Annotated in this window: 18 protein-coding genes and 1 tRNA gene; 12 read left to right on the top strand and 7 right to left on the bottom strand. The window is 66.2% G+C overall.

Features of this window, described 5'->3' with window-relative positions; all coding sequences use genetic code 11:
* The first annotated feature begins 132 nt into the window (after positions 1-132).
* The 6 genes from ribD to J2P76_RS04915 all read left to right on the top strand — a co-directional run bounded on the left by ribD (position 133) and on the right by J2P76_RS04915 (position 7,272).
* On the top strand, positions 133-1,275 hold the full coding sequence (gene ribD / locus J2P76_RS04940) for a bifunctional diaminohydroxyphosphoribosylaminopyrimidine deaminase/5-amino-6-(5-phosphoribosylamino)uracil reductase RibD (protein WP_431603412.1): 1,143 nt from the start codon (positions 133-135) through the stop codon (positions 1,273-1,275).
* 38 nt (positions 1,276-1,313) lie between these two features.
* Positions 1,314-1,943 carry a riboflavin synthase gene (locus tag J2P76_RS04935; RefSeq protein WP_207404933.1) on the top strand — a complete coding sequence of 210 codons (630 nt, stop codon included), beginning with the start codon at positions 1,314-1,316 and terminating at the stop codon, positions 1,941-1,943.
* Between the two features lie 365 nt (positions 1,944-2,308).
* Positions 2,309-4,225, top strand: a complete 1,917-nt coding sequence (locus J2P76_RS04930) for a PrkA family serine protein kinase (RefSeq protein ID WP_431603411.1) — start codon at positions 2,309-2,311, stop codon at positions 4,223-4,225.
* Between the two features lie 12 nt (positions 4,226-4,237).
* On the top strand, positions 4,238-5,497 hold the full coding sequence (locus tag J2P76_RS04925; protein ID WP_207404931.1) for a YeaH/YhbH family protein: 1,260 nt from the start codon (positions 4,238-4,240) through the stop codon (positions 5,495-5,497).
* Positions 5,494-7,059: a SpoVR family protein gene (locus J2P76_RS04920; protein ID WP_207404930.1), complete on the top strand. Its 1,566-nt coding sequence runs from the start codon at positions 5,494-5,496 to the stop codon at positions 7,057-7,059. The genes J2P76_RS04925 and J2P76_RS04920 overlap by 4 nt, the downstream gene beginning before the upstream one ends.
* A gap of 122 nt (positions 7,060-7,181) precedes the next feature.
* Positions 7,182-7,272: transfer RNA gene (locus tag J2P76_RS04915), tRNA-Ser, on the top strand.
* A 137-nt stretch (positions 7,273-7,409) separates the two neighbouring features.
* Here the strand turns inward: J2P76_RS04915 and J2P76_RS04910 are convergent.
* A complete protein-coding gene (locus J2P76_RS04910) occupies positions 7,410-8,054 on the bottom strand; it encodes a GntR family transcriptional regulator (RefSeq protein WP_207404929.1) in 645 nt (214 codons plus the stop codon).
* Between the two features lie 270 nt (positions 8,055-8,324).
* Here J2P76_RS04910 and J2P76_RS04905 point away from each other — a divergent pair, with 270 nt between their 5' ends.
* Together J2P76_RS04905 and J2P76_RS04900 are read left to right on the top strand one after the other, a co-directional pair.
* Positions 8,325-9,308, top strand: a complete 984-nt coding sequence (locus J2P76_RS04905) for a quinone oxidoreductase family protein (RefSeq protein ID WP_207404927.1) — start codon at positions 8,325-8,327, stop codon at positions 9,306-9,308.
* A 53-nt stretch (positions 9,309-9,361) separates the two neighbouring features.
* The gene (locus J2P76_RS04900; RefSeq protein WP_207404925.1) at positions 9,362-10,360 is read left to right on the top strand and encodes a Bug family tripartite tricarboxylate transporter substrate binding protein; all 999 of its coding nucleotides are present in this window, start codon (positions 9,362-9,364) and stop codon (positions 10,358-10,360) included.
* Between the two features lie 24 nt (positions 10,361-10,384).
* On the opposite strand, the gene J2P76_RS04895 is transcribed toward J2P76_RS04900, so the two are convergent.
* Positions 10,385-11,053, bottom strand: a complete 669-nt coding sequence (locus J2P76_RS04895) for a DUF3313 family protein (RefSeq protein ID WP_207404923.1) — start codon at positions 11,051-11,053, stop codon at positions 10,385-10,387.
* 399 nt (positions 11,054-11,452) lie between these two features.
* Between J2P76_RS04895 and J2P76_RS04890 the strand changes: the two genes are divergently transcribed.
* On the top strand, positions 11,453-12,169 hold the full coding sequence (locus tag J2P76_RS04890) for a LytR/AlgR family response regulator transcription factor (RefSeq protein WP_207404921.1): 717 nt from the start codon (positions 11,453-11,455) through the stop codon (positions 12,167-12,169).
* 27 nt (positions 12,170-12,196) lie between these two features.
* Here J2P76_RS04890 and J2P76_RS04885 read toward each other — a convergent pair whose 3' ends face one another.
* Positions 12,197-12,430, bottom strand: coding sequence for a hypothetical protein (locus tag J2P76_RS04885; RefSeq protein WP_207404919.1), 234 nt, complete (start codon positions 12,428-12,430; stop codon positions 12,197-12,199).
* A 177-nt stretch (positions 12,431-12,607) separates the two neighbouring features.
* Here J2P76_RS04885 and J2P76_RS04880 point away from each other — a divergent pair, with 177 nt between their 5' ends.
* Together J2P76_RS04880 and nadC are read left to right on the top strand one after the other, a co-directional pair.
* Positions 12,608-13,546, top strand: coding sequence for an NUDIX hydrolase (locus J2P76_RS04880; protein ID WP_207404917.1), 939 nt, complete (start codon positions 12,608-12,610; stop codon positions 13,544-13,546).
* A gap of 120 nt (positions 13,547-13,666) precedes the next feature.
* Positions 13,667-14,536 (top strand): carboxylating nicotinate-nucleotide diphosphorylase, encoded by an 870-nt coding sequence (nadC, locus tag J2P76_RS04875; RefSeq protein ID WP_207404916.1) that lies wholly within the window; start codon positions 13,667-13,669, stop codon positions 14,534-14,536.
* Positions 14,537-14,699: 163 nt separating this feature from the next.
* Here nadC and J2P76_RS04870 read toward each other — a convergent pair whose 3' ends face one another.
* The gene (locus tag J2P76_RS04870) at positions 14,700-15,380 is read right to left on the bottom strand and encodes a tellurite resistance TerB family protein (protein WP_207404914.1); all 681 of its coding nucleotides are present in this window, start codon (positions 15,378-15,380) and stop codon (positions 14,700-14,702) included.
* A 140-nt stretch (positions 15,381-15,520) separates the two neighbouring features.
* Here J2P76_RS04870 and J2P76_RS04865 point away from each other — a divergent pair, with 140 nt between their 5' ends.
* Entirely contained in the window at positions 15,521-15,919 is a 399-nt protein-coding gene (locus J2P76_RS04865) for an OsmC family protein (RefSeq protein ID WP_207404912.1), read from the top strand.
* A 28-nt stretch (positions 15,920-15,947) separates the two neighbouring features.
* Here the strand turns inward: J2P76_RS04865 and fabI are convergent, their stop codons facing one another.
* The 3 genes from fabI to gloB form a co-directional block, all read right to left on the bottom strand.
* Positions 15,948-16,733: an enoyl-ACP reductase FabI gene (gene fabI / locus J2P76_RS04860; RefSeq protein ID WP_207404910.1), complete on the bottom strand. Its 786-nt coding sequence runs from the start codon at positions 16,731-16,733 to the stop codon at positions 15,948-15,950.
* An 87-nt stretch (positions 16,734-16,820) separates the two neighbouring features.
* Positions 16,821-18,200, bottom strand: a complete 1,380-nt coding sequence (locus J2P76_RS04855; protein WP_207404908.1) for a transglycosylase SLT domain-containing protein — start codon at positions 18,198-18,200, stop codon at positions 16,821-16,823.
* Positions 18,201-18,210: 10 nt separating this feature from the next.
* Complete coding sequence (gene gloB / locus J2P76_RS04850; protein WP_207409120.1) at positions 18,211-19,020, bottom strand: hydroxyacylglutathione hydrolase; 810 nt, start codon at positions 19,018-19,020, stop codon at positions 18,211-18,213.
* Positions 19,021-19,023: the final 3 nt, after the last annotated feature.

Genomic DNA, 19,023 nt, shown 5'->3' with positions numbered 1-19,023 from the left:
TCCGCAGGCGCCTGACACCGAAGTGTGCGGAGACTGTCTCAACAGCACGGTGTCAGGCACCTGCGGAGCCTGACACCTGGCGCCGGGCTTCCCCCTGGCCAGCATACAATCGCAGGCGTGATTTCCGCAGGCGTGATTTCCGTGACCGACCCCGACGATCTCATATGGATGCGCCGCGCGCTGGCGCTGGCCCGCACCGTCATGAACACCACCACGCCCAACCCGCGCGTGGGATGCGTGATCGTGCGCGACGGCCGGGTGCTGGGCGAGGGCGCCACCCAGCCGCCCGGCGGGCCGCACGCCGAAATCTGCGCCTTGCGCGACGCCGCCGCGCGCGGCGAATCGGTACAGGGCGCCACCCTGTATGTCAGCCTGGAACCCTGCAGCCATCACGGCCGCACGCCGCCCTGCGCCGACGCGGTGGTGGCGGCGGGCCCGGCGCGGGTGGTGGTGGCCATGGGCGACCCCAACCCGCAAGTGGCCGGCCGCGGGCTGGCGCGCCTGCGCGAGGCCGGCATCGCGGTTACCGGCAATGTCTGCCTGGACGAGGCGCTGGAAATCAACGCGGGATTCGTCGCCCGCATGAGCCGGGGCACCCCCTGGGCCTGGGTGAAGATGGCGGCCTCGCTGGATGGCCGCAGCGCCCTGCACAATGGCGTGTCGCAGTGGATTACCGGCGAGGCGGCGCGCGCCGACGGCCACGCCTGGCGCGCCCGCAGCTGCGTGGTGCTGACCGGCATGGGCACGGTGCTGAAAGACAACCCGCGCCTGAACGTGCGCGCCGTGGCCACCTCGCGCGCGCCGCGCAAGGCCGTGGTGGACGGGCATTTCGCCATTCCGGAAGACGCCCGCCTGTTCGACGGCGCCGAGGTCATCATTTTCACGGCGCGCTCCGATCCGGCCAAGGCGGCCCGCCTGGCCGGGCGCAATGTGCGCGTCGTAGAGCTGCCCGGCCAGGACGCCGGCCGCGTCGACCTGCCGGCCATGATGCGCTGGCTGGGCGAACACGACATCAACGAAGTGCACGTCGAAGCGGGCGCCGGCCTGGGCGGCGCACTGATGTCGGCCGGCTGTGTCGACGAACTGCTGACATACCTGGCGCCGGTGCTGCTGGGCGATGCCGCCGCCATGCTGCGCCTGCCGCTGATCGAGCACCTCGACGGCGCCCGGCGGCTCGAATTCACCGACGTCGCGCGCATCGGCCCCGACCTGCGCCTGCGCGCACGCGACCCGGCGCGCTGGCGCGCGCTGCGCGAGGCGGCCACGTGCCGTTGATGTTCTACTTACCGTACTGATCGCTGGAGATTTCATTCATGTTTACTGGCCTGGTCGCGGCAGTGGGCCGCATTGTTCGCCTGGAACCCCTGGACGAAACCGGGCAGGGCGGTGTGCGCCTGCGGATCGACGCGGGCGAGCTGGGCCTGGGCGACGTCGGCATCGGCGATTCCATCGCGGTGCAGGGGGCGTGCATGACCGTCATTGCGCTCGATGGCCGGCATTTCCAGGTCGACGTGTCGCGTGAAAGCCTGAACCTGACGGTGGGGCTGGACCGCGAAGGCGAAGTCAATCTGGAAAAATCGCTGCGCGTGGGCGACCAGATCGGCGGCCATCTGGTGTCCGGCCATGTCGACGGGCTGGGAACTGTCTTGCGCTTCGGCACCGTGGGCGAATCGCGCGAACTGGCCATCCGGGTGCCGCCGCACCTGGCGCGTTTTCTGGCCTACAAGGGGTCGATCACCGTCAACGGCATCAGCCTGACGGTCAATCGCGTTACCGATGTTGCCGATGGATGCGACATCAGTATCAACATCATTCCGCACACTCAAGCGGTAACGACGCTGCGCAACGTGAAACCGGGCGATCGCGTCAATCTCGAAGTCGACACCATTGCGCGCTATGTCGAACGCATGCTGGCCGCGCCGCGGCCCGATGACATGAAATAAGCCGCGCACGGGCGGCCCGCGGCGCAAATTGCTAGCGCTTGCGGTGTCTGGCTGCCAAATTATTGCGACCTTGCTGCGATGGGCCCGCCGCTTGCTGTGCAGACAGCAAGCGCGGCGGCGCGCTACGCATTGAAACGCGCATCCATGAATCTTTGCGTGATTGGTGGAACTGTTTCAGAGCCCGGCAGCCTAAACGTAAATAAGTCCGCTAACCCAATCTGTGGTGTGTGGCGAAAGCAACATATCAAGATGATGTGCATGACCCCATTTCCATAAAGTCTAGCGACATCGGGCAATGAGGAACACAATGGGATGACGGAACTTATTAACCGACCATGCGCTGTAGGAGGTTATCCGTGCAAAACATCGTCGAAGGCTTCAAGTCGCTTTACGCGAAAGACCAGGAAACCGAACTTTCCCTCGAGGAATATCTGGCACTGGCCAAGCAAGACCCGATGGCCTATGCCAGCCCTGCGGAACGCATGCTGGCCGCAATAGGCGAACCAGAACTGGTCGATTCCCGCAACGATCCCCGGCTGTCACGGCTGTTTTCCAACCGGATCGTGCGGCGCTACCCCGCATTCAAAGAATTTTTCGGCCTGGAAGACGTCATCGACCAGATCGTGGCGTTCTTCAAGCACGCCGCACAGGGCCTGGAAGAGCGCAAGCAGATTCTGTATTTGCTGGGGCCGGTGGGCGGCGGCAAATCTTCCATTGCCGAACGTCTGAAGGCGCTGATGGAGGCCTATCCCATCTATGCGCTGAAGGGTTCGCCCGTTAACGAGACGCCGCTGGGGCTGTTCCACCCCGACCGCTTCGGCGAAACACTCGAAAAAGAGTACGGCATCCCGCGGCGCTACCTGAGCGGCATCATGTCGCCCTGGGCGGTCAAGCGCCTGAAAGAATTCGACGGCGATATCTCGCAGTTCCGCGTGGTGCGGCTGAATCCGTCGGTGCTGCGCCAGGTCGCCATCGCCAAGACCGAGCCGGGCGACGAAAACAACCAGGACATCTCCTCGCTGGTGGGCAAGGTCGATATCCGCAAGCTCGACCGCCACTCGCAAGACGATCCCGATGCCTACAGCTATTCGGGCGGCCTGTGCCTGGCCAACCAGGGCCTGCTGGAATTCGTCGAGATGTTCAAGGCGCCCATCAAGATGCTGCACCCCCTGCTGACCGCCACGCAGGAAGGCAATTTCAAGGGCACCGAGGGCTTTTCGGCGATTCCGTTCAATGGCCTGATCCTGGCGCACTCCAACGAATCCGAGTGGCAGACTTTCCGCAACAACAAGCACAACGAAGCCTTCCTCGACCGCATTTACATCGTCAAGGTGCCGTACTGCCTGCAGGTAACCGAAGAGGTCGACATCTACCGCAAGCTGCTGCGCAACAGCTCGCTGGCCGAGGCGCCGTGCGCGCCGGGCACGCTGGACATGATGGCGCAGTTTTCGGTGCTGACGCGCTTGAAAGAGCCCGAGAATTCCAGCATTTATTCCAAGCTGCGCGTGTACGACGGCGAAACGCTGAAAGACGTCGACCCGAAAGCCAAGGCGCTGCAGGAATACAAAGACTACGCCGGCACCGACGAAGGCATGACGGGGGTGTCCACCCGCTTTGCCTACAAGATATTGTCCAGCGTGTTCAACCACGACCAGACCGAAGTCGCCGCCAACCCGGTGCACCTGATGTACGTGCTGGAGCAGCGCATCGGCCGCGAAGACTATCCTGAAGAAATCCGGCGCCGCTACCTGGATTTCATCAAGGGCTACCTGGCGCCGCGTTACGCCGAATTCATCGGCAAGGAAATCCAGACCGCCTACCTGGAATCGTATTCCGAGTACGGGCAGAACATTTTCGACCGCTACGTCACGTTTGCCGACTGCTGGATCCAGGACGAGGAATTCCGCGACCCGGAAACCGGCGAAAGCTTCGACCGCAGCGCCCTGAACGACGAGCTGGAAAAGATCGAGAAGCCCGCGGGCATCGCCAACCCCAAAGACTTCCGCAACGAGATCGTCAACTTCGTGCTGCGCGCCCGCGCCAACAACGCCGGCCGCAATCCTACCTGGACCAGCTATGAAAAGCTGCGCGAAGTGATCGAGAAGAAAATGTTCTCGAACACCGAAGACCTGTTGCCGGTCATTTCCTTCAACGCCAAGGCCTCGGCCGAAGACAAGAGCAAGCACCAGAGCTTTGTCGACCGCATGGTCGACAAGGGTTATACCGAGAAGCAGGTCCGCCTGCTGTGCGAGTGGTACCTGAGAGTGAGGAAATCATCCTGAGCGAGGTGAATCATGAATTCACTGATCGATCGGCGTCTGAACGGCCGCAATAAAAGCGCGGTCAACCGCGAACGCTTCCTCAGGCGATACAAAGACCAGATCCGCAGGGCCGTGCAGGACCTGGTGCGCGAGCGGTCCATCGAAGACATGGACCAGGGCGGGGAAATCAACCTGCCCGCGCGCGATATCTCCGAGCCGCATTTCCGGCACGGCCAGGGCGGCGATCGCGAGCTGGTGCATCCCGGCAACCGCGAATTCGCCAAGGGCGACACCTTTCCGCGGCCTTCGGGCTCAGACGGCGAGGGCGGGTCCGAACCCGGCGAAGGCGAATCGGTGGACCAGTTCACTTTCAGCCTGTCGCGCGCCGAGTTCCTGAACCTGTTCTTCGAAGACCTGGAGCTGCCGCACCTGATCCGCACGCAGCTGGGCGATGTCACCCAGAAAAAATGGCAGCGCGCGGGCTACACCACCACCGGTTCGCCCAGCCTGCTGAGCGTCAGCCGCACTCTGAAGGCCTCGCTGTCGCGCCGTGTGGCGCTGGGCGTGGCGGCGCGCGCCGAGCTGGAAGCCGCCCAGGCCAAGCTGGACGCGGCCATTGCCGCGGGCGCGCCGCAGGCCGAAATCGATGCGCTGCGCCAGGAAGTGGAAGACTGCACCAACCGGCTGGCCCGCCTGCCGTTCCTGGACGACCTGGACCTGCGCTACCGCAACCGCGTGTCGGTGGCCATGCCCATGGCGCGCGCGGTGATGTTCTGCCTGATGGACGTGTCCGGGTCCATGGACGAAGGCAAGAAAGACCTGGCCAAGCGCTTTTTCACGCTGCTGTACCTGTTTCTGTCGCGCAAGTACGAGCATGTGGACGTGGTGTTCATCCGCCACACCGACAACGCCGAAGAGGTGGACGAACACACCTTCTTCTACGACCCCAAGAGCGGCGGCACCATTGTGCTGTCGGCGCTGGAACTGATGCACGAGATCATGCAGCAGCGCTACCCGCCCAGCTCCTGGAACGTGTACGCCGCGCAGGCCAGCGACGGCGACTCGTTCGGCGCCGACGCGGGCAAGAGCGCGCGCTTTCTGGCCGAGAACCTGCTGCCGGCCACCCGCTACTTTGCCTATATCGAGGTTCCCGACTCGCAAGAGGCCCGCAAGAGCAGCCTGTGGGCCGAATACGAGCAGGAAACGGCACCGCATTTCGTGATGCGCCGCATCTGTGAACGCGGCGAGATCTACCCCGTGTTCCATGACCTGTTCAAAAAGGAAACAGCATGAATGCCATCGTGGGCTCTCGTGCCGAGCTGGAGGCCCTTGGGCGGGCCCGGCCCATTTCCGAAGGTTCCGAGTGGACGTTCGAACTGATCCAGCGCTATGACGAGGCCATCGCCGAGGTGGCCGAAGAGTACGGTCTGGACACCTATCCGAACCAGATCGAGGTCATCACGTCCGAGCAGATGCTCGACGCCTATGCGTCGGCGGGCCTGCCCATCGGCTACCCGCACTGGTCGTACGGCAAGGAATTCATCCGCAACGAGCAGTTCTACCGGCGCGGCATGCAGGGGCTGGCCTACGAAATCGTGATCAATTCCAACCCCTGCATTGCCTACTTGATGGAAGAGAATTCCATGGCCATGCAGGCGCTGGTGATCGCGCACGCCTGCTACGGCCACAATTCTTTCTTCAAGGGCAATTATCTGTTCCGCCAATGGACCGACGCGGACAGCATCCTGGACTACCTGGTGTTCGCCCGCAAGTACGTCATGGACTGCGAAAGCCGCTACGGCATCGACGCGGTCGAGGCGCTGCTGGATTCCTGCCATGCGCTCACCCCGCACGGGGTCGACCGCTACAAGCGCCCGGCGCCTGTGTCGTACCGCGAAGAAGCGCAGCGCCAGGCCGAGCGCGAAGAGCACGCGCGCCTGCAGTACAACGACCTGTGGCGCACGCTGCCGCGTGCCGAGCCCGACCCGGCCGAAGAAAAGCGGCGCATCGCCTTCCCGCCCGAGCCCGAAGAAAACCTGCTGTATTTCATCGAGAAGCACTCGCCCAGGCTCGAACCCTGGCAGAAAGAGCTGGTGCGCATCGTGCGCAAGATCGCCCAGTACTTCTATCCGCAGGGGCAGACCAAGGTCATGAACGAGGGCTGGGCCACGTTCTGGCACTACACGCTATTGAACCGCCTGCACCAGAAGGGCCTGGTGAACGACGGTTTCATGATGGAGTTCCTGCAAAGCCATACCAACGTGGTCAGCCAGCGCGGCTTCGACGAGCAGGGCTACGGCGGCATCAACCCGTATGCCCTGGGCTTTGCCATGATGCAGGACATCCGCCGCATCTGCGAGTCGCCCACACCGGAAGACCGCAAGTGGTTTCCCGACATCGCCGGCAGCGACTGGGTGAAGACGCTGGACTTCGCCATGCGCAACTTCAAGGATGAATCCTTCATCTCGCAGTACCTGTCGCCGCGCCTGATCCGCGAGTTCCGCTTCTTCGCCATCGCCGACCACCAGGCCAGCCCGGTGCTGGAAGTGGCCGCCATCCACGACGACGAGGGCTACCGGCAGATCCGCAAGCTGCTGGCCGAACAGCACAACCGAGACAACCAGGTGCCCGACATCCAGATCGTGCGCTACCGGCGCGAGTCCGACCGATCGCTGGTGCTGCGCCACCTGCAGACCCGCGGCCGGCCGCTGGCCGGCGACGACGCCGACCAGGTCATGAAGCACCTGGGGCGGTTGTGGGGGTTCAAGGTGCGGCTGGAAGAAACCGAGCCCGACGGCACGGTCAGCTCGTACCGGGAAGTGAACCCCGCCAATTCGCTCCGGGAAGGGAACTGAGCGGTTCCGAGGGTCTCGGGTGTCTGTGAATGCCAGCGCCACGCCATTCTGTTAGAATCGCGGATTCGCATTTGCGCCTTGCCCGGCCCGCCCGGTAGCCAGGGCCTGTGCGGTCCCGATCAGGACAGGTGGCCGAGTGGTTGAAGGCGCACGCCTGGAAAGCGTGTATACGTGATAAGCGTATCGGGGGTTCGAATCCCCCTCTGTCCGCCAAGCATTCATTCCTGGCTAGCCCGGGAAAATCAAAAAAACCCCGTAGAATCAAACGTCTACGGGGTTTTTTCTTGCCGAGGGCAAATTCCCGCCAGCATTCGCTGCATTTCCGCTGGCGCTTCGGCTGTCTGCCAGGCTCAGCCCAGCAGATCCTTGGGCAGGTTCATGACCAGGTCCTTGGCGTCCGGGCTCATGTGCTTGAAGGCCGCGCGGGCCGCGGCGGCGCTGTTGTTCGCCAGAATCGCCTTGACGATCAGCGCATGGCTGCGGTGCGAAATGCTCAGCCGTCCAACCGCCCCGAACGCGTGCTTGCGATAGGCCTGGGTGCGTATCCGCATGCGCAGGATTTCCTGGCGTAGATAAGGATTGCGCGCGCCTTCGTACAGGCATTCATGGAATGCCATATTGGCCGCCTGCCAGGCGATTTCGTCATCCAGGCGCACGGCTTCGGCGCCGGCCTGGTGCGCGGCCTCGAGGCGGGCGCGCTCTTCCTTGCTCATGCGCTCGCAGGCGTAGCGCGCGCACATGCCTTCCAGCTCGGCCAGCAGTTCCCACATCGAAAACAACTGTGCCACGTTCATCTTGGCGACCACCACGCCGCCGCGCGGCAGGCTGGTCAGCAGGCCCTCGGCCTGCATCTGCAGCATGGCTTCGCGCACGGGGGTGCGCGAGACGCCGAATTGCGTGATCAGGGCGTCTTCGCTGATGGGGTCGCCGGGCAGCAGCTGGCCGCTGGCGATTTGTGACTCGATGCTCTGGTGGATGCGCTCGCGGGCCTTCATCGAAAACTGTTTTTCCGGGGGTTGTGCGCTGGCCGGACGCCCTGTCGGGGCGTTCTGGTATGGGTATGTCTGTGCGCGCAAAGTATATGCCACCGGCAGTTTCGCCCGGGATATGCCAGGCATTGAAATGTATTGACGATAATTATAAATATATTTATAAGGCTGGTGTAGATACAAATAAATATTCCACTTTCATCAGCGAAGCCTATCTGTGGAAGGCGCGCGTGCCTTCATGGAAAAGCGTCCCGTTGTTTTCAGGAAGGTTCAAGCATGAAGACTGGTTGCGTTCGCATCACGGCCTTTGGCGGCCCGCAGGTTCTGGAGTTTGGCGAAACCGATGTGCCCGCGCCCGGCGCGGGCGAGGCGCTGGTGCGCCACACCGGCATCGGCGTGAACTTTGTCGATGTGTACCACCGCACCGGCCAACTGCATGGCGATGCGCCGCAGCCGCCTTTCATTCCGGGCGTGCAGGCCAACGGGGTGGTCGAGGCCGTCGGCCCCGGCGTGGCGGGCCTGCAGCCGGGCGACCGCGTCACGCATGCCAACGTCGGCCTGAGCAGCTATGTCGGGCACCGGGTCCTGCCGGCCGAGCGGCTGGTGCGCATTCCCGATGCGCTGGACGACGACCTGGTGGCTGCTACCTATTTGCGGGGTCTTACCTGCCACTACCTGCTGAAGCGGCTGTACCGGGTGCAGCCCGGCGACACCATCCTGGTACATGCGGCCGCCGGCGGCGTCGGCCAGTTGCTGGTGCAGTGGGCCAAGCGGCTGGGTGCTGTGGTGATCGGCACGGTCGGCAGCGACGCCAAGGCGGATCTCGTGACCCAGCTCGGGTGCGACCACGCTATCAATTACCGGCAACAGAATTTTGTCGAAGAAGTGGCGCGCATCACCAACGGCGCGGGCGTGCCAGTGGTGTACGACTCGGTGGGCGCCGACACCTTCATGGGGTCGCTCGACTGCCTGCGGCCCATGGGGCTGGCCATCAACTATGGCACCGCGTCGGGCCAGGTACCCGCGTTTCCGCTGCAGCGCCTGCACAGCAAATCGCTGTCGGTCTGCCGGCCGACGCTGCGTACGTACATTGCGCTGCGCTCCGATCTGGAGGCTGCGTCGCGCGAGCTTTTCGAGCTGCTGGCCGGCGGGGACCTGCGCATTGACATTGCCGCCAAGCTGCCGCTGGCGGAAGCGGCGCAGGCGCATGCGCTGCTTGAAGGCCGCACGCTCAACGGGACTTTGCTGCTGCAGCCCTGAAGCGTACTTGCCGACCATTCCACAACAAGGCAACACCAACGAGGAGACGAGACATGAAGGCCATCGAATTCCAAGAACAACGGCGCCGCGTGCTGGCGGCCGGCCTGGGCCTGCCGCTGATCGGGCTGCCCGGCCTGGCGGGCGCGCAATCCGGCGGCTGGCCGCAGCGCCCCATCAAGGTCATTGTCGGGTATCCGGCCGGCGGCGCTTCCGATGGCACGGCCCGGCCGCTGGGGCCCAAGCTGAACGACACGCTGGGCCAGCCGGTAATTTTCGAGTACAAGCCCGGCGCGGGCGCCACCATTGCCGCCGACTACACGGCCAAGGCCGACCCCGACGGATACACCCTGCATTTTGCCGACTCGGGGCCGCTGGCTATTCTGCCCAACGGCAAGAAGCTCAGCTATGACCCGATTGCCAGCTTCACGCCGATCGGCATGGGGTGCACGGGCGGCACCCTGCTGGTCGTGCATCCGTCGGTGCAGGCGCGCAACTTGAAGGAGCTGATCGCGCTGGCCAAGGCGCAGCCGGGTGTCATCAACTATGGCACTTCGGGCATAGGCGGCGCGGGCCACCTGGCCGCCGAGCTGCTGCAGCAGATGGCCGGAATCCAGCTTACGCATGTGCCTTACAAGGGCGGCAACCAGGCCATGGCCGACTTGGTGGGCGGGCAGGTGCCCGTGCTGTTCTCGTCGATGGCCACGGCGGTGCCGCATGTGCAGTCAGGCCGGGTGCGGGCGCTGGCCGTCACGTCGGCGACGCGCGCCTCGGCGCTGCCGGACGTGCCCACGGTGGCCGAGCAGGGAATGCCGGGCTTCGAGGCCAGCATCTGGTTCGCCATGTTCGGGCCGGCCGGGCTGCCGCCCGAGGTGGTGCAAAAGACGAACGCCGCGATGAACGACGCGCTGGCCAACCCGGAAGTCCAGGAGGCGATCCGCAGCCAGGGCTACGAACCGCAGCCCGGCACGCCCGACGATCTGGCGCGCCAGGTCCGGGCCGACCTGGCCAAGTGGGGCAAGGTCATCCGGGATGCCGGCATCACCTTTGCGTGAGCCGGCGCGGCAGGCTGCGCTGCCTCAGGGCAGGGCTTCCAGCGTGGCCCGCAGCCGCGCGGCCTGCTGCGCGATCTGCGCCGGCATCTGATCCAGCCGCTGCTTCTGGTCGGCCGCCGGATTGGACAGCTGCACGCCCTGCAGGCGCACCGCGAACAGAGTGGGGCCGCCCACGCCCAGCGTGGCTTCGGTCTGGTAGCCCAGGCGGTCGACCAGCGTGGGGCTGATGCCCTGGGATTTCCGGATTGCCCGCACTGCCAGGCCCACGGGCGTGTATCCCAGCAGCCGCGTGCGCGGCACGGTCAGCATGACGTCGGTCAGGGCGACGCGCACCACCATGCTGTCCGGCCCCGGCTGTTCCACCACCGGGTAGCGGCGCGACGGGTCTTTCAGGAAGGCCTGCCGGAACGAGGCCGTCAGGGTGGCGACGTCCGTCGCGGTCAGCCCCTTGTAGGGCGAATCGGGCGATAGCCAGACTTCGATAGGCGCCAGGTAGACCGACTTGATGCGCTGCCGCTGTTCGGCATAGTTGGGCGTGACATAGCGTGACAGCCCGGGCGAGCCGGCGACGGGGCGCAACTGCTTGGCATCGGTGAAGAACACCGAGTTGTCGGCACGGTAGGCCTGGTTGGCGGCGGGCGCGGCGCACCCGGCAATCAATCCGCATGACAGCGCAATAGCCACGGCACGCATGAAAGGTCTCCTGTAGGAAGCTGGCGCCGCGCCGGCCGATGGTTTGTGGTGATGGGCCCGCCGGTTGTCAGGCGGGCGCGCGGCTTGTCGAGCCGCGACAGTATGGCATGGCCGCCGGCCCGCCGGGTGGGTCTTTCGGCGGCTGCCGGCCGGATTGCCATGCCGCGGCAAAGCGCTGCTTTCCTAATGCCACAATATTCGACGACAATTCAGAACTCATGATTGCTCAATCATGCATGTCCCCGCGGGCGGGCGAGCCCGGGCCGCGCTCGACATGGCGCCCGCCAGGGGGCTGTTGGGGGGAATTACCGCGTTGGAAGCTCATTTGCACGAACCCTGTTCCGGCCAGCCCTGCCGCCGCCCGCTGCGTGCGGCCTGGCCCCGCCTGCGGGAAGTTTCATGCTGCGCGTAGTGGTCGTCGACGATGAAGCCCCCGCGCGCCGCTATCTGCGCCGCCTGATCGAATCGCTGGATGGCCCGCAGGTAGTGGCCGAGGCGGCCTGCCTGCAAGGCGCCATCGACACCATCAACCAGCACCGGCCGGATGCGGTGTTCCTGGATATCGAGCTGACGGACAGCACGTCATTCGACGTGCTGTCCGCCCTGGACTGCCAGCCGCAGCTGGTTTTCGTGACCGCCCATGCGCCGTACGCCACGCGCGCGTTCGAGGTCGACGCGGTGGACTACCTGCTCAAGCCCGTGGGCATCGAGCGCCTGCGCCAGGCCGTCCAGCGCCTGTACACGCGCCTGAACCGCCCCTGGGGAGACGCGGCGTTCCTGACGGTGCGCCACCAGGGGCACAATCGGCTGATCCGGGCGCAGGCGCTGGCGGCGCTGGTGGCCCAGCGCGATTATGTGAAGCTGCATGTCGAGCAGGCCGAGACCCTGCTGATGTACGCCACCCTGAAAAGCCTGCTGCCGCAACTGGGCCCCCTGCCGTTTGCGCAGGTGTCGCGCTCGGTGGTGGTGAACCTGGACCAGGTGGGCCGGGTGATGGCGGAAAGCAGTCTGGCGGCCCAGGTCGAGTTCATGAACCAGGCGCCGCCGCTGCAGCTGGGGCGCACGGCTTACCTGCGCCTGCGCGAGGCGCTGGACGAGCGCCGCGCCAGGCAGTAGCGCCCGGCCAGGGCGCGGCGGTGCGCGTCAGCGGCCCCGGCGGTGCAGGTGCGAGGTATCCAGCACGTCGTCTTCGGGCGTGATGACCCCGGGGTCGCCCGGTTCGGCGATGGCGCGTCCGCGCCGGGCACGCCCGGCCACGTCGGGGGCCTCGTCAGGCATGGGCATGATGCCGGTTCCCTTGTTGACGTGCGTGGGTGTCTTCGGCCAGCGGTCGTCGGCGTGTTCCGAGGGAACATTCTGTCGGGCAGTCTTGTTCATGAAGGCCTCCTGTCATGTTGCAGCACCGCGGCCTTGCGCCGCGGCCCGCGTCGCCTGTCTTCCATGTTAGGCCGGGGCCGGCCCGGCGGGGTTGACGGCATGTGTCGTTTGCAAGGGGCTGTTGCACGGCACCGGCTCTTATAATCCAGGCTTTGCTACTGTTGCCGCGCGCCAGCCTTGACCGATCCCATCGAACGCTCTGTTTCCGCCGAACTCGTCGCCGTGCTGGTGGCCGTTACACAAGGCCAGCCGCGCGTGCTGACCACCGAAGACGCCAGCGCCCTGCCGGCGGGGCCCTTCGAGCTGGAACATCGTTCGCTGCAGGCGGGCCTGCGTGCCTGGGTGGAAACCCAGACCCATCATCCGCTGGGCTACATCGAGCAGCTTTACACCTTTGCCGACCGCGATCGTTCCGATGACGGCGGCTGGCGCGCCATTTCGGTCAGTTATCTGGGCCTGACGCGCGAAGCCGGCGAAACCCGCGTGGCGCAGGTGGGCTGGCAGGACTGGTACCGCTATTTTCCCTGGGAAGACCACCGCGACGGGCCGCCCGCGCTGATCGGCGAACTGATCGCGCCGCGCCTGAAGGCATGGGTGCGCGCGGCGGGCGACCGCGCGGCCCAGGCGCACCGCCGCCAGCGGGCGGCCCTGACTTTCGGGCTGGACGGCGCGGCCTGGAATGAAGACATGGTGCTGCAACGCTACGAACTGCTGTTCGAGGCCGGGCTGGTGCCCGAGGCCACCCGCCAGGCGCCTGCCGCGGACGGCCCGGCGCTGCCGGGGCAGGCCATGCGCCATGACCATCGCCGCATCCTGGCCACGGGCATTGCGAGGCTGCGCGCCAAGATCAAGTACCGGCCGGTGGTATTTGAACTGATGCCGCCGGCTTTCACGCTGCTGCAGCTGCAGACCGCCGTCGAGGCCCTGGCGGGCCGCGGGCTGCACAAGCAGAATTTCCGCCGCCTGATCGAACAGCAGGCGCTGGTTGAAGAAACCGGCGACATGGCCACCGGCACCGCCGGCCGGCCGGCCAAGCTGTTCCGTTTCCGGCGCGATGTGCTGCTGGAACGCGCCATCGCGGGCAGCAAGCTGCCCCTGGCGCGCCAGCCGAAATAGGGCATGGCCGGGCGCCGGGCGTGGGCCCCTCTTGACATCAATTATGCTCAGCAATAGCATAAATGGCACGGCAGTCTTGCCGCTTTTTTTGCCCTATAAATACTCGTCGTGAGCATAACCATGGATCCTGCCCCTGATTTCGCCTTGCCCGTCGCGCCGCTGCCTGCCGTCATGCTCGAACCGCTGGTGCGGGCGGCGCTGCTGGAAGACCTGGGCCGCGCGGGTGATCTCACCACCGATGCCATCGTGCCCACCGCTGCCCAGGCGCGCACGCGCCTGGTGGCGCGGCAAGAGGGCGTGCTGGCGGGGCTGGACCTGGCCCGCCTGGCGTTCCGGCTGATGGATGCCGGCATCGACTTCCAGCCGGTGCTGGCTGATGGCGCGCGGCTGAGTCCCGGGTCGGAAATCGCCGTGATCAGCGGCCCGGCGCGCGGCATGCTGACCGCCGAGCGCACCGCGCTGAATTTCCTGTGCCATCTCAGCGGCGTGGCCACGGCCACGGCGTCGATCGCGGATGCCATCCGCCCGCACGGCGCCAAGGTCACCTGCACCCGCAAGACGCTGCCCGGCCTGCGGGCGGTGCAGAAGTATGCGGTGCGGGTGGGCGGCGGCAGCAACCACCGCCACGGGCTGGACGACGCCGTGCTGATCAAGGACAACCACGTGGCCGTGGCCGGCGGCGTGCACCAGGCCGTGCAGCGCGCGCGGGCCGGCATCGGCCACATGGTGAAGATCGAGCTGGAAGTCGACACGCTGGAACAACTGGACCAGGCGCTGGATATCGGGGTGGATGTCGTGCTGCTCGACAACATGGATCTGCCCACGCTGCGCGAGGCAGTGCGCCGCGTGGACGGCCGCGCCGTCACCGAGGCCTCGGGCCGCATCACGCCGGAATCGGCCCCGGCCGTGGCGGCCACCGGGGTGGACCTGATCGCCGTGGGCTGGCTGACGCACAGCGCCCGCGTGCTGGATATCGGCCTCGACAGTTGACAATAAGCCCGGCCAGGTGTCTGGCTCCCGCCAGGGTGCCAGACACCGTACGACTGAGATGGCCGCGGCACACTGCGGCGTCAGGCACCTGCAGAGCCTGACACCCTGGGGGCCGATCGCCAGGCGGTACCTGTCGAGCCTGATACCTGATGGTGCCGGCGCTTCAGGCCGGCGTCTTGACCTGCGCCTCGAGCTGCGCCTTGAGGTCGGGCGCCAGTTTCAGCTGGCGCGCCAGTTCGTCCAGGTAGGCGCGTTCCATGTAGCTTTCTTCGTCTACCACCAGCAGGCTGGCCAGGTACATTTCGGCGGCCATTTCGGGGGTCTGGGCGGCCGCGGCCACGGCGGCCGGGTCGAGCGGGCGGGCCAGTTCGGTTTCGAGCCAGCGGCGGTCGGCGGCTTCAGCCGACAATTTGCCCAGTTCGCTTTCCAGCAGTTGGCGCTCTTCGGGGCCGATATGGCCATCGGCCTTGGCGGCGCCGATCATGGCGGCCAGGATGGCGCTGCTGTGCTGCTCGGCCTGGGCCGGCGGCAGCCGGTCGAGCGTTTGCGGGGCCTGCCCGGGCGCCTGGGCCTGCTTGCGCTGCCAGTCGCCGTAGGCGCGGTAGGCCAGGGCGCCCAGCGCGGCCATGCCGCCGTACATGGCGACCTTGCCGCCGATCTTGCGGGCTTTTTTGCTGCCCATCAGCAGGCCCAGGGCGCCGGCGCCCAGCGCGCCGCCGCCCAGGCCGGCCAGGAACGACGGCGCGTTGCCGCCGGCGCTGGCCGACTGTACCCGGGCCGAGGCGTCGCGGGCCAGGCCCTGGCCGGATTGCAGTAGTTGGTCGAGTAGCTGGCGGGCGCTCATGGGGGCTCCTGTCGGGAATGCGTAATTCCGTCTGACCGCCCGGTAAACGTGAAGTTCAGTTTTTTGTCAGCAATCCGCCGCACCCGGGAAATGCTACAAATAGCGGACGGCCCGCCGGGCCGCTTTGCCGGAGACCGCCCATGACCATACGCGTACGCCAGAACGCCCCCCGAACCCTGCAATTCACCGCTACGGCCGAAGGCCACGATCTGCCGCTGGACATGCCTCAGCCGCAGGGGCAGGGGCCCGATCCGCACGATTATTTCGATACGTCGCTGGGCGGCTGCAAGGCCATGACGGTGATGCTGTACGCGCAGCGCAAGGAAATTCCGCTGGAATCGGTGGATGTGGACGTGGTGCGCGATGCCGGCGAAGAGCGCAAGGGCATTTACCGCCTGACCGCCAAGCTGACGCTGCACGGGCCATTGAGCGACGCGCAGATCGACGAGCTTTTTTCGGTGGCCGAGAAGTGCCCGCTGCACAAGCTGATGACCGCGGTCGACGTGCAGGTGTCGACCCTGGTGGTGCGGCCGGCGTAGCGGGGAGGGGCCGCCTCGCCCGTGGCGGCTAGTCTTCCATGCCGGCGGTAACGGTGGAGAAGCCCGCGTCGACGTGGGTGATTTCGCCGGTGACGCCGGCGGCCAGGTCGGACAGCAGGAAGGCCGCCACGTTGCCCACTTCTTCGATGGTGACGTTGCGGCGCAGCGGGGCATGGCTTTCGACGAATTTCAGGATCGCCGAGAAGTCTTTGATGCCGCTGGCGGCTAGCGTCTTGATGGGGCCGGCCGAAATGCCGTTGGCGCGGATGCCGCGCGGGCCCAGCGCCGAGGCCAGGTAGCGCACGCTGGCTTCCAGCGAGGCCTTGGCCAGGCCCATGGTGTTGTAGTTGGGAACCACGCGTTCGGCGCCCAGGTAGGTCAGGGTCAGCACCGACGCCTTGCGGCCTTCCATCAGGGGCAGCGCCGCCTTGGCCATGGCCGGGAAACTGTAGGCCGAGATGTCATGGGCGATGCGGAAGCCTTCGCGCGACAGGCCGTCGAGAAAATTGCCGGCGATGGCTTCGCGCGGGGCGAAGCCGATGGAATGCACCAGGCCGTCGAGGCTGTCCCAGCGCTGGCGCAGTTCGGCGAACGCGGCGTCGATCTGGCTGTCTTCGGCAACGTCACAGGGCAGCACGATATCGCTGCCGAATTCGGCGGCGAATTCGCCGACACGGTCTTTGAAGCGGTCGCCCACATAGGTGAAGGCCAGTTCGGCGCCCTGCCGGTGGCAGGCCTGCGCAATGCCGTAGGCAATGGAACGGTTGGAAAGCACCCCGGTGACCAGGATGCGCTTGCCGGCGAGAAAACCCATGTGTCGTGTCCTTAGAATTCGTACGGATGGCCGCTATTTTAGAGCGTATCCGGGCGGCGCCGGCGCCGCTGCGGCGGTGCGCGGCGTTCAGCCGCGCGCGCCGGTGCCGGGCAGGCGCAGCTGCGACCCGATTTTAAGGTTGTTGCCCTTCAGGTTATTGAGCGCGCGCAGGGTATCGACCGAAGTGCCGTAGCGCTTGGCCAGGCCGAACAGCGTATCGCCGGCCCGCACCTTGTGGATGCGCACGTTGGGGCGGCGGCTGCTGCGCGTGGCGGGCTTGGCGCGCGCAGGGGCATCCAGCGCATCGAGCGCGCCCGCCGGCGTTTCCAGCGATGCGAGCTGCACGCCGGCCTGGCCGCCGCTGGGCACCAGCAGGTTGCTTCCGCTGGCTGTCCGGCGGCGGCTGGAGATGTCGTTGGCGCGGCGCAGTTCGGCCTCGGATATGCCGAAGCGCTTGGCGATCGAGGCATACGATTCGCCGCGCCGCGGCTTGTAGACCTTCCAGGAGCTCAGGTCGCCCTGGTAGGCCTGCAGGTTGGCGTTGAAGATGTCGACCCGGTCAGTGGGCAGCAGCAGGGTGGGCTGATGCGCGCCGCGAATCAGGGGGCGGTTGAACGACGGGTTCAGGGCCTTGAACTCTTCGAGCGGCATTTCGGCCAGCCGGGCCGCGACTTCCAGGTCGATGTCGCGGTTCTTGCGCACCACGGCGAAATACGGCGAATTTTCCACCGGCGGCAGCACCACCGCGTATTTGCGCGGGTTGGCGATGATGTTCTTGATGGCCTGCAGCTTGGGCACGTAATTGCGCGTTTCCTCGGGCATGTCCAGCGACAGGTAGTCCGATGGCAGGTTGGCGGCCTCGTTCTTGGCGATGGCGCGCTGCACCGAGCCTTCGCCCCAGTTGTACGAGGCCAGGGCCAGGTACCAGTCGCCCTGCATTTCGAACAGCTTTTCCAGGTAGTCGAGCGCGGCGTAGGTCGAGGCGATGGGGTCGCGGCGCTCGTCGCGCCACCAGTCCTGCTTCAGGTTGAAGTACTGGCCGGTGGCGGGCACGAACTGCCACAGGCCCGAGGCCTGCGAGCGCGACAGCGCGGTGGGGTTGTAGGCGCTTTCCACGAAAGGCAGCAGGGCCAGTTCGGTGGGCAGGCCGCGCCGGTTGATTTCATCGACGATGAAGTACAGGTACTTGCCGGCGCGCTCGGCCATGCGCTGCACCGATTCGGGGTGCGCCGCGTAGTAGTCGGTCCATTCCTGGGCCAGCTCGGTGTTCAGGTTGGGAATCGCGAAGCCGCGCCGGATGCGGTCCCAGGCATCGACGGGCGGGTGGGTGAGATCGACGGTGCGGGAAGTGTCTTTGGCGCTGTACTGCTGTTTGGCGTCGACTGCCTGTACCGGTTGGCGCGAGGTGCCGGCGCAGCCGGCGAGCATGGCGAGAACTAGGGGTAGCAGCAGTCGGGACAGGGTCATCGGTGGATCGTCACTTGAAATCGTTCTTCCATTCGCGCAAGGCTGCAAACACGGCCACGGGCGTGTCGAGGACACGTCCGGACTGGACTGCGGCAGCCTGGGCAACGTTGGCTTGCTGTGTACGCAAGAAGGGGTTGGTGCCTTGCTCCAGCCGCAGGGTGGACGGCAGGGTGGGACGGCCTTGCTCGCGCAACTGCTGGGCCCGCTGATACCACTGTTGCAGGGTGCGGTTGGCGGGTTCGACCGCCATGGCCCAGCGCAAGTTGGCTAGAGTGTACTCGTGTGCGCAGCAAACCTGTGTATCGGCCGGTAAGGCGGCGAACTTTTCCAGCGATGCGTGCATCTGCGCCGGGGTGCCTTCGAACAGCCGCCCGCATCCGCCGGCGAACAGCGTGTCGCCGCAGAACAGCAGCGGCTGCCGGCCCGCGGCCCGGCCGTAGTAGGCGATATGGCCGGCGGTGTGACCGGGCACGTCCAGCACCGACAGGTCCAGGTCCAGCTCGGGCAGGGCCACGCGGCCGCCTTCGGACAGGCGGATGTCGCAGTGCGGCAGGCGCTCGTGCGCGGGGCCGTACACGGTGGCTTGCGCATGCCGCAGCAGTTCGAGCACGCCGCCGACATGGTCGCCGTGGTGATGGGTGAGTAGAATGGCGCGCAACCGCAGTCCGCGCTGCGCCAGCAGTTCGAGCACCGGGCCGGCCTCGCCCGGGTCGACCACGGCAGCCTGGCCATCGCGCACAATGGCCCATATATAGTTGTCGGAAAAGGCCGGCAGCGGCACAACGGCGCCGTCGCCGCCAGGGGCGGGCATGGCTTGCATCAT

It is taken from the genome of Bordetella petrii, from assembly GCF_017356245.1.
Lineage (GTDB): Bacteria > Pseudomonadota > Gammaproteobacteria > Burkholderiales > Burkholderiaceae_B > Bordetella_A > Bordetella_A petrii_D.
Note: the sequence above shows the minus strand (reverse complement) of the source record. Positions and strands in the feature narration are given on the sequence as shown.

Coding starts and splice junctions, on each gene's coding strand:
- J2P76_RS04895 (WP_207404923.1), bottom strand. CDS start 11,053: ATGCGTGCCGTGGCTATTGCGCTGTCATGCGGATTGATTGCCGGGTGC.
- J2P76_RS04905 (WP_207404927.1), top strand. CDS start 8,325: ATGAAGACTGGTTGCGTTCGCATCACGGCCTTTGGCGGCCCGCAGGTT.
- J2P76_RS04870 (WP_207404914.1), bottom strand. CDS start 15,380: ATGAGCGCCCGCCAGCTACTCGACCAACTACTGCAATCCGGCCAGGGC.
- fabI (WP_207404910.1), bottom strand. CDS start 16,733: ATGGGTTTTCTCGCCGGCAAGCGCATCCTGGTCACCGGGGTGCTTTCC.
- nadC (WP_207404916.1), top strand. CDS start 13,667: ATGGATCCTGCCCCTGATTTCGCCTTGCCCGTCGCGCCGCTGCCTGCC.
- J2P76_RS04890 (WP_207404921.1), top strand. CDS start 11,453: ATGCTGCGCGTAGTGGTCGTCGACGATGAAGCCCCCGCGCGCCGCTAT.
- J2P76_RS04920 (WP_207404930.1), top strand. CDS start 5,494: ATGAATGCCATCGTGGGCTCTCGTGCCGAGCTGGAGGCCCTTGGGCGG.
- J2P76_RS04885 (WP_207404919.1), bottom strand. CDS start 12,430: ATGAACAAGACTGCCCGACAGAATGTTCCCTCGGAACACGCCGACGAC.
- J2P76_RS04865 (WP_207404912.1), top strand. CDS start 15,521: ATGACCATACGCGTACGCCAGAACGCCCCCCGAACCCTGCAATTCACC.
- J2P76_RS04935 (WP_207404933.1), top strand. CDS start 1,314: ATGTTTACTGGCCTGGTCGCGGCAGTGGGCCGCATTGTTCGCCTGGAA.
- J2P76_RS04910 (WP_207404929.1), bottom strand. CDS start 8,054: ATGAAGGCCCGCGAGCGCATCCACCAGAGCATCGAGTCACAAATCGCC.
- J2P76_RS04855 (WP_207404908.1), bottom strand. CDS start 18,200: ATGACCCTGTCCCGACTGCTGCTACCCCTAGTTCTCGCCATGCTCGCC.
- J2P76_RS04925 (WP_207404931.1), top strand. CDS start 4,238: ATGAATTCACTGATCGATCGGCGTCTGAACGGCCGCAATAAAAGCGCG.
- gloB (WP_207409120.1), bottom strand. CDS start 19,020: ATGCAAGCCATGCCCGCCCCTGGCGGCGACGGCGCCGTTGTGCCGCTG.
- J2P76_RS04900 (WP_207404925.1), top strand. CDS start 9,362: ATGAAGGCCATCGAATTCCAAGAACAACGGCGCCGCGTGCTGGCGGCC.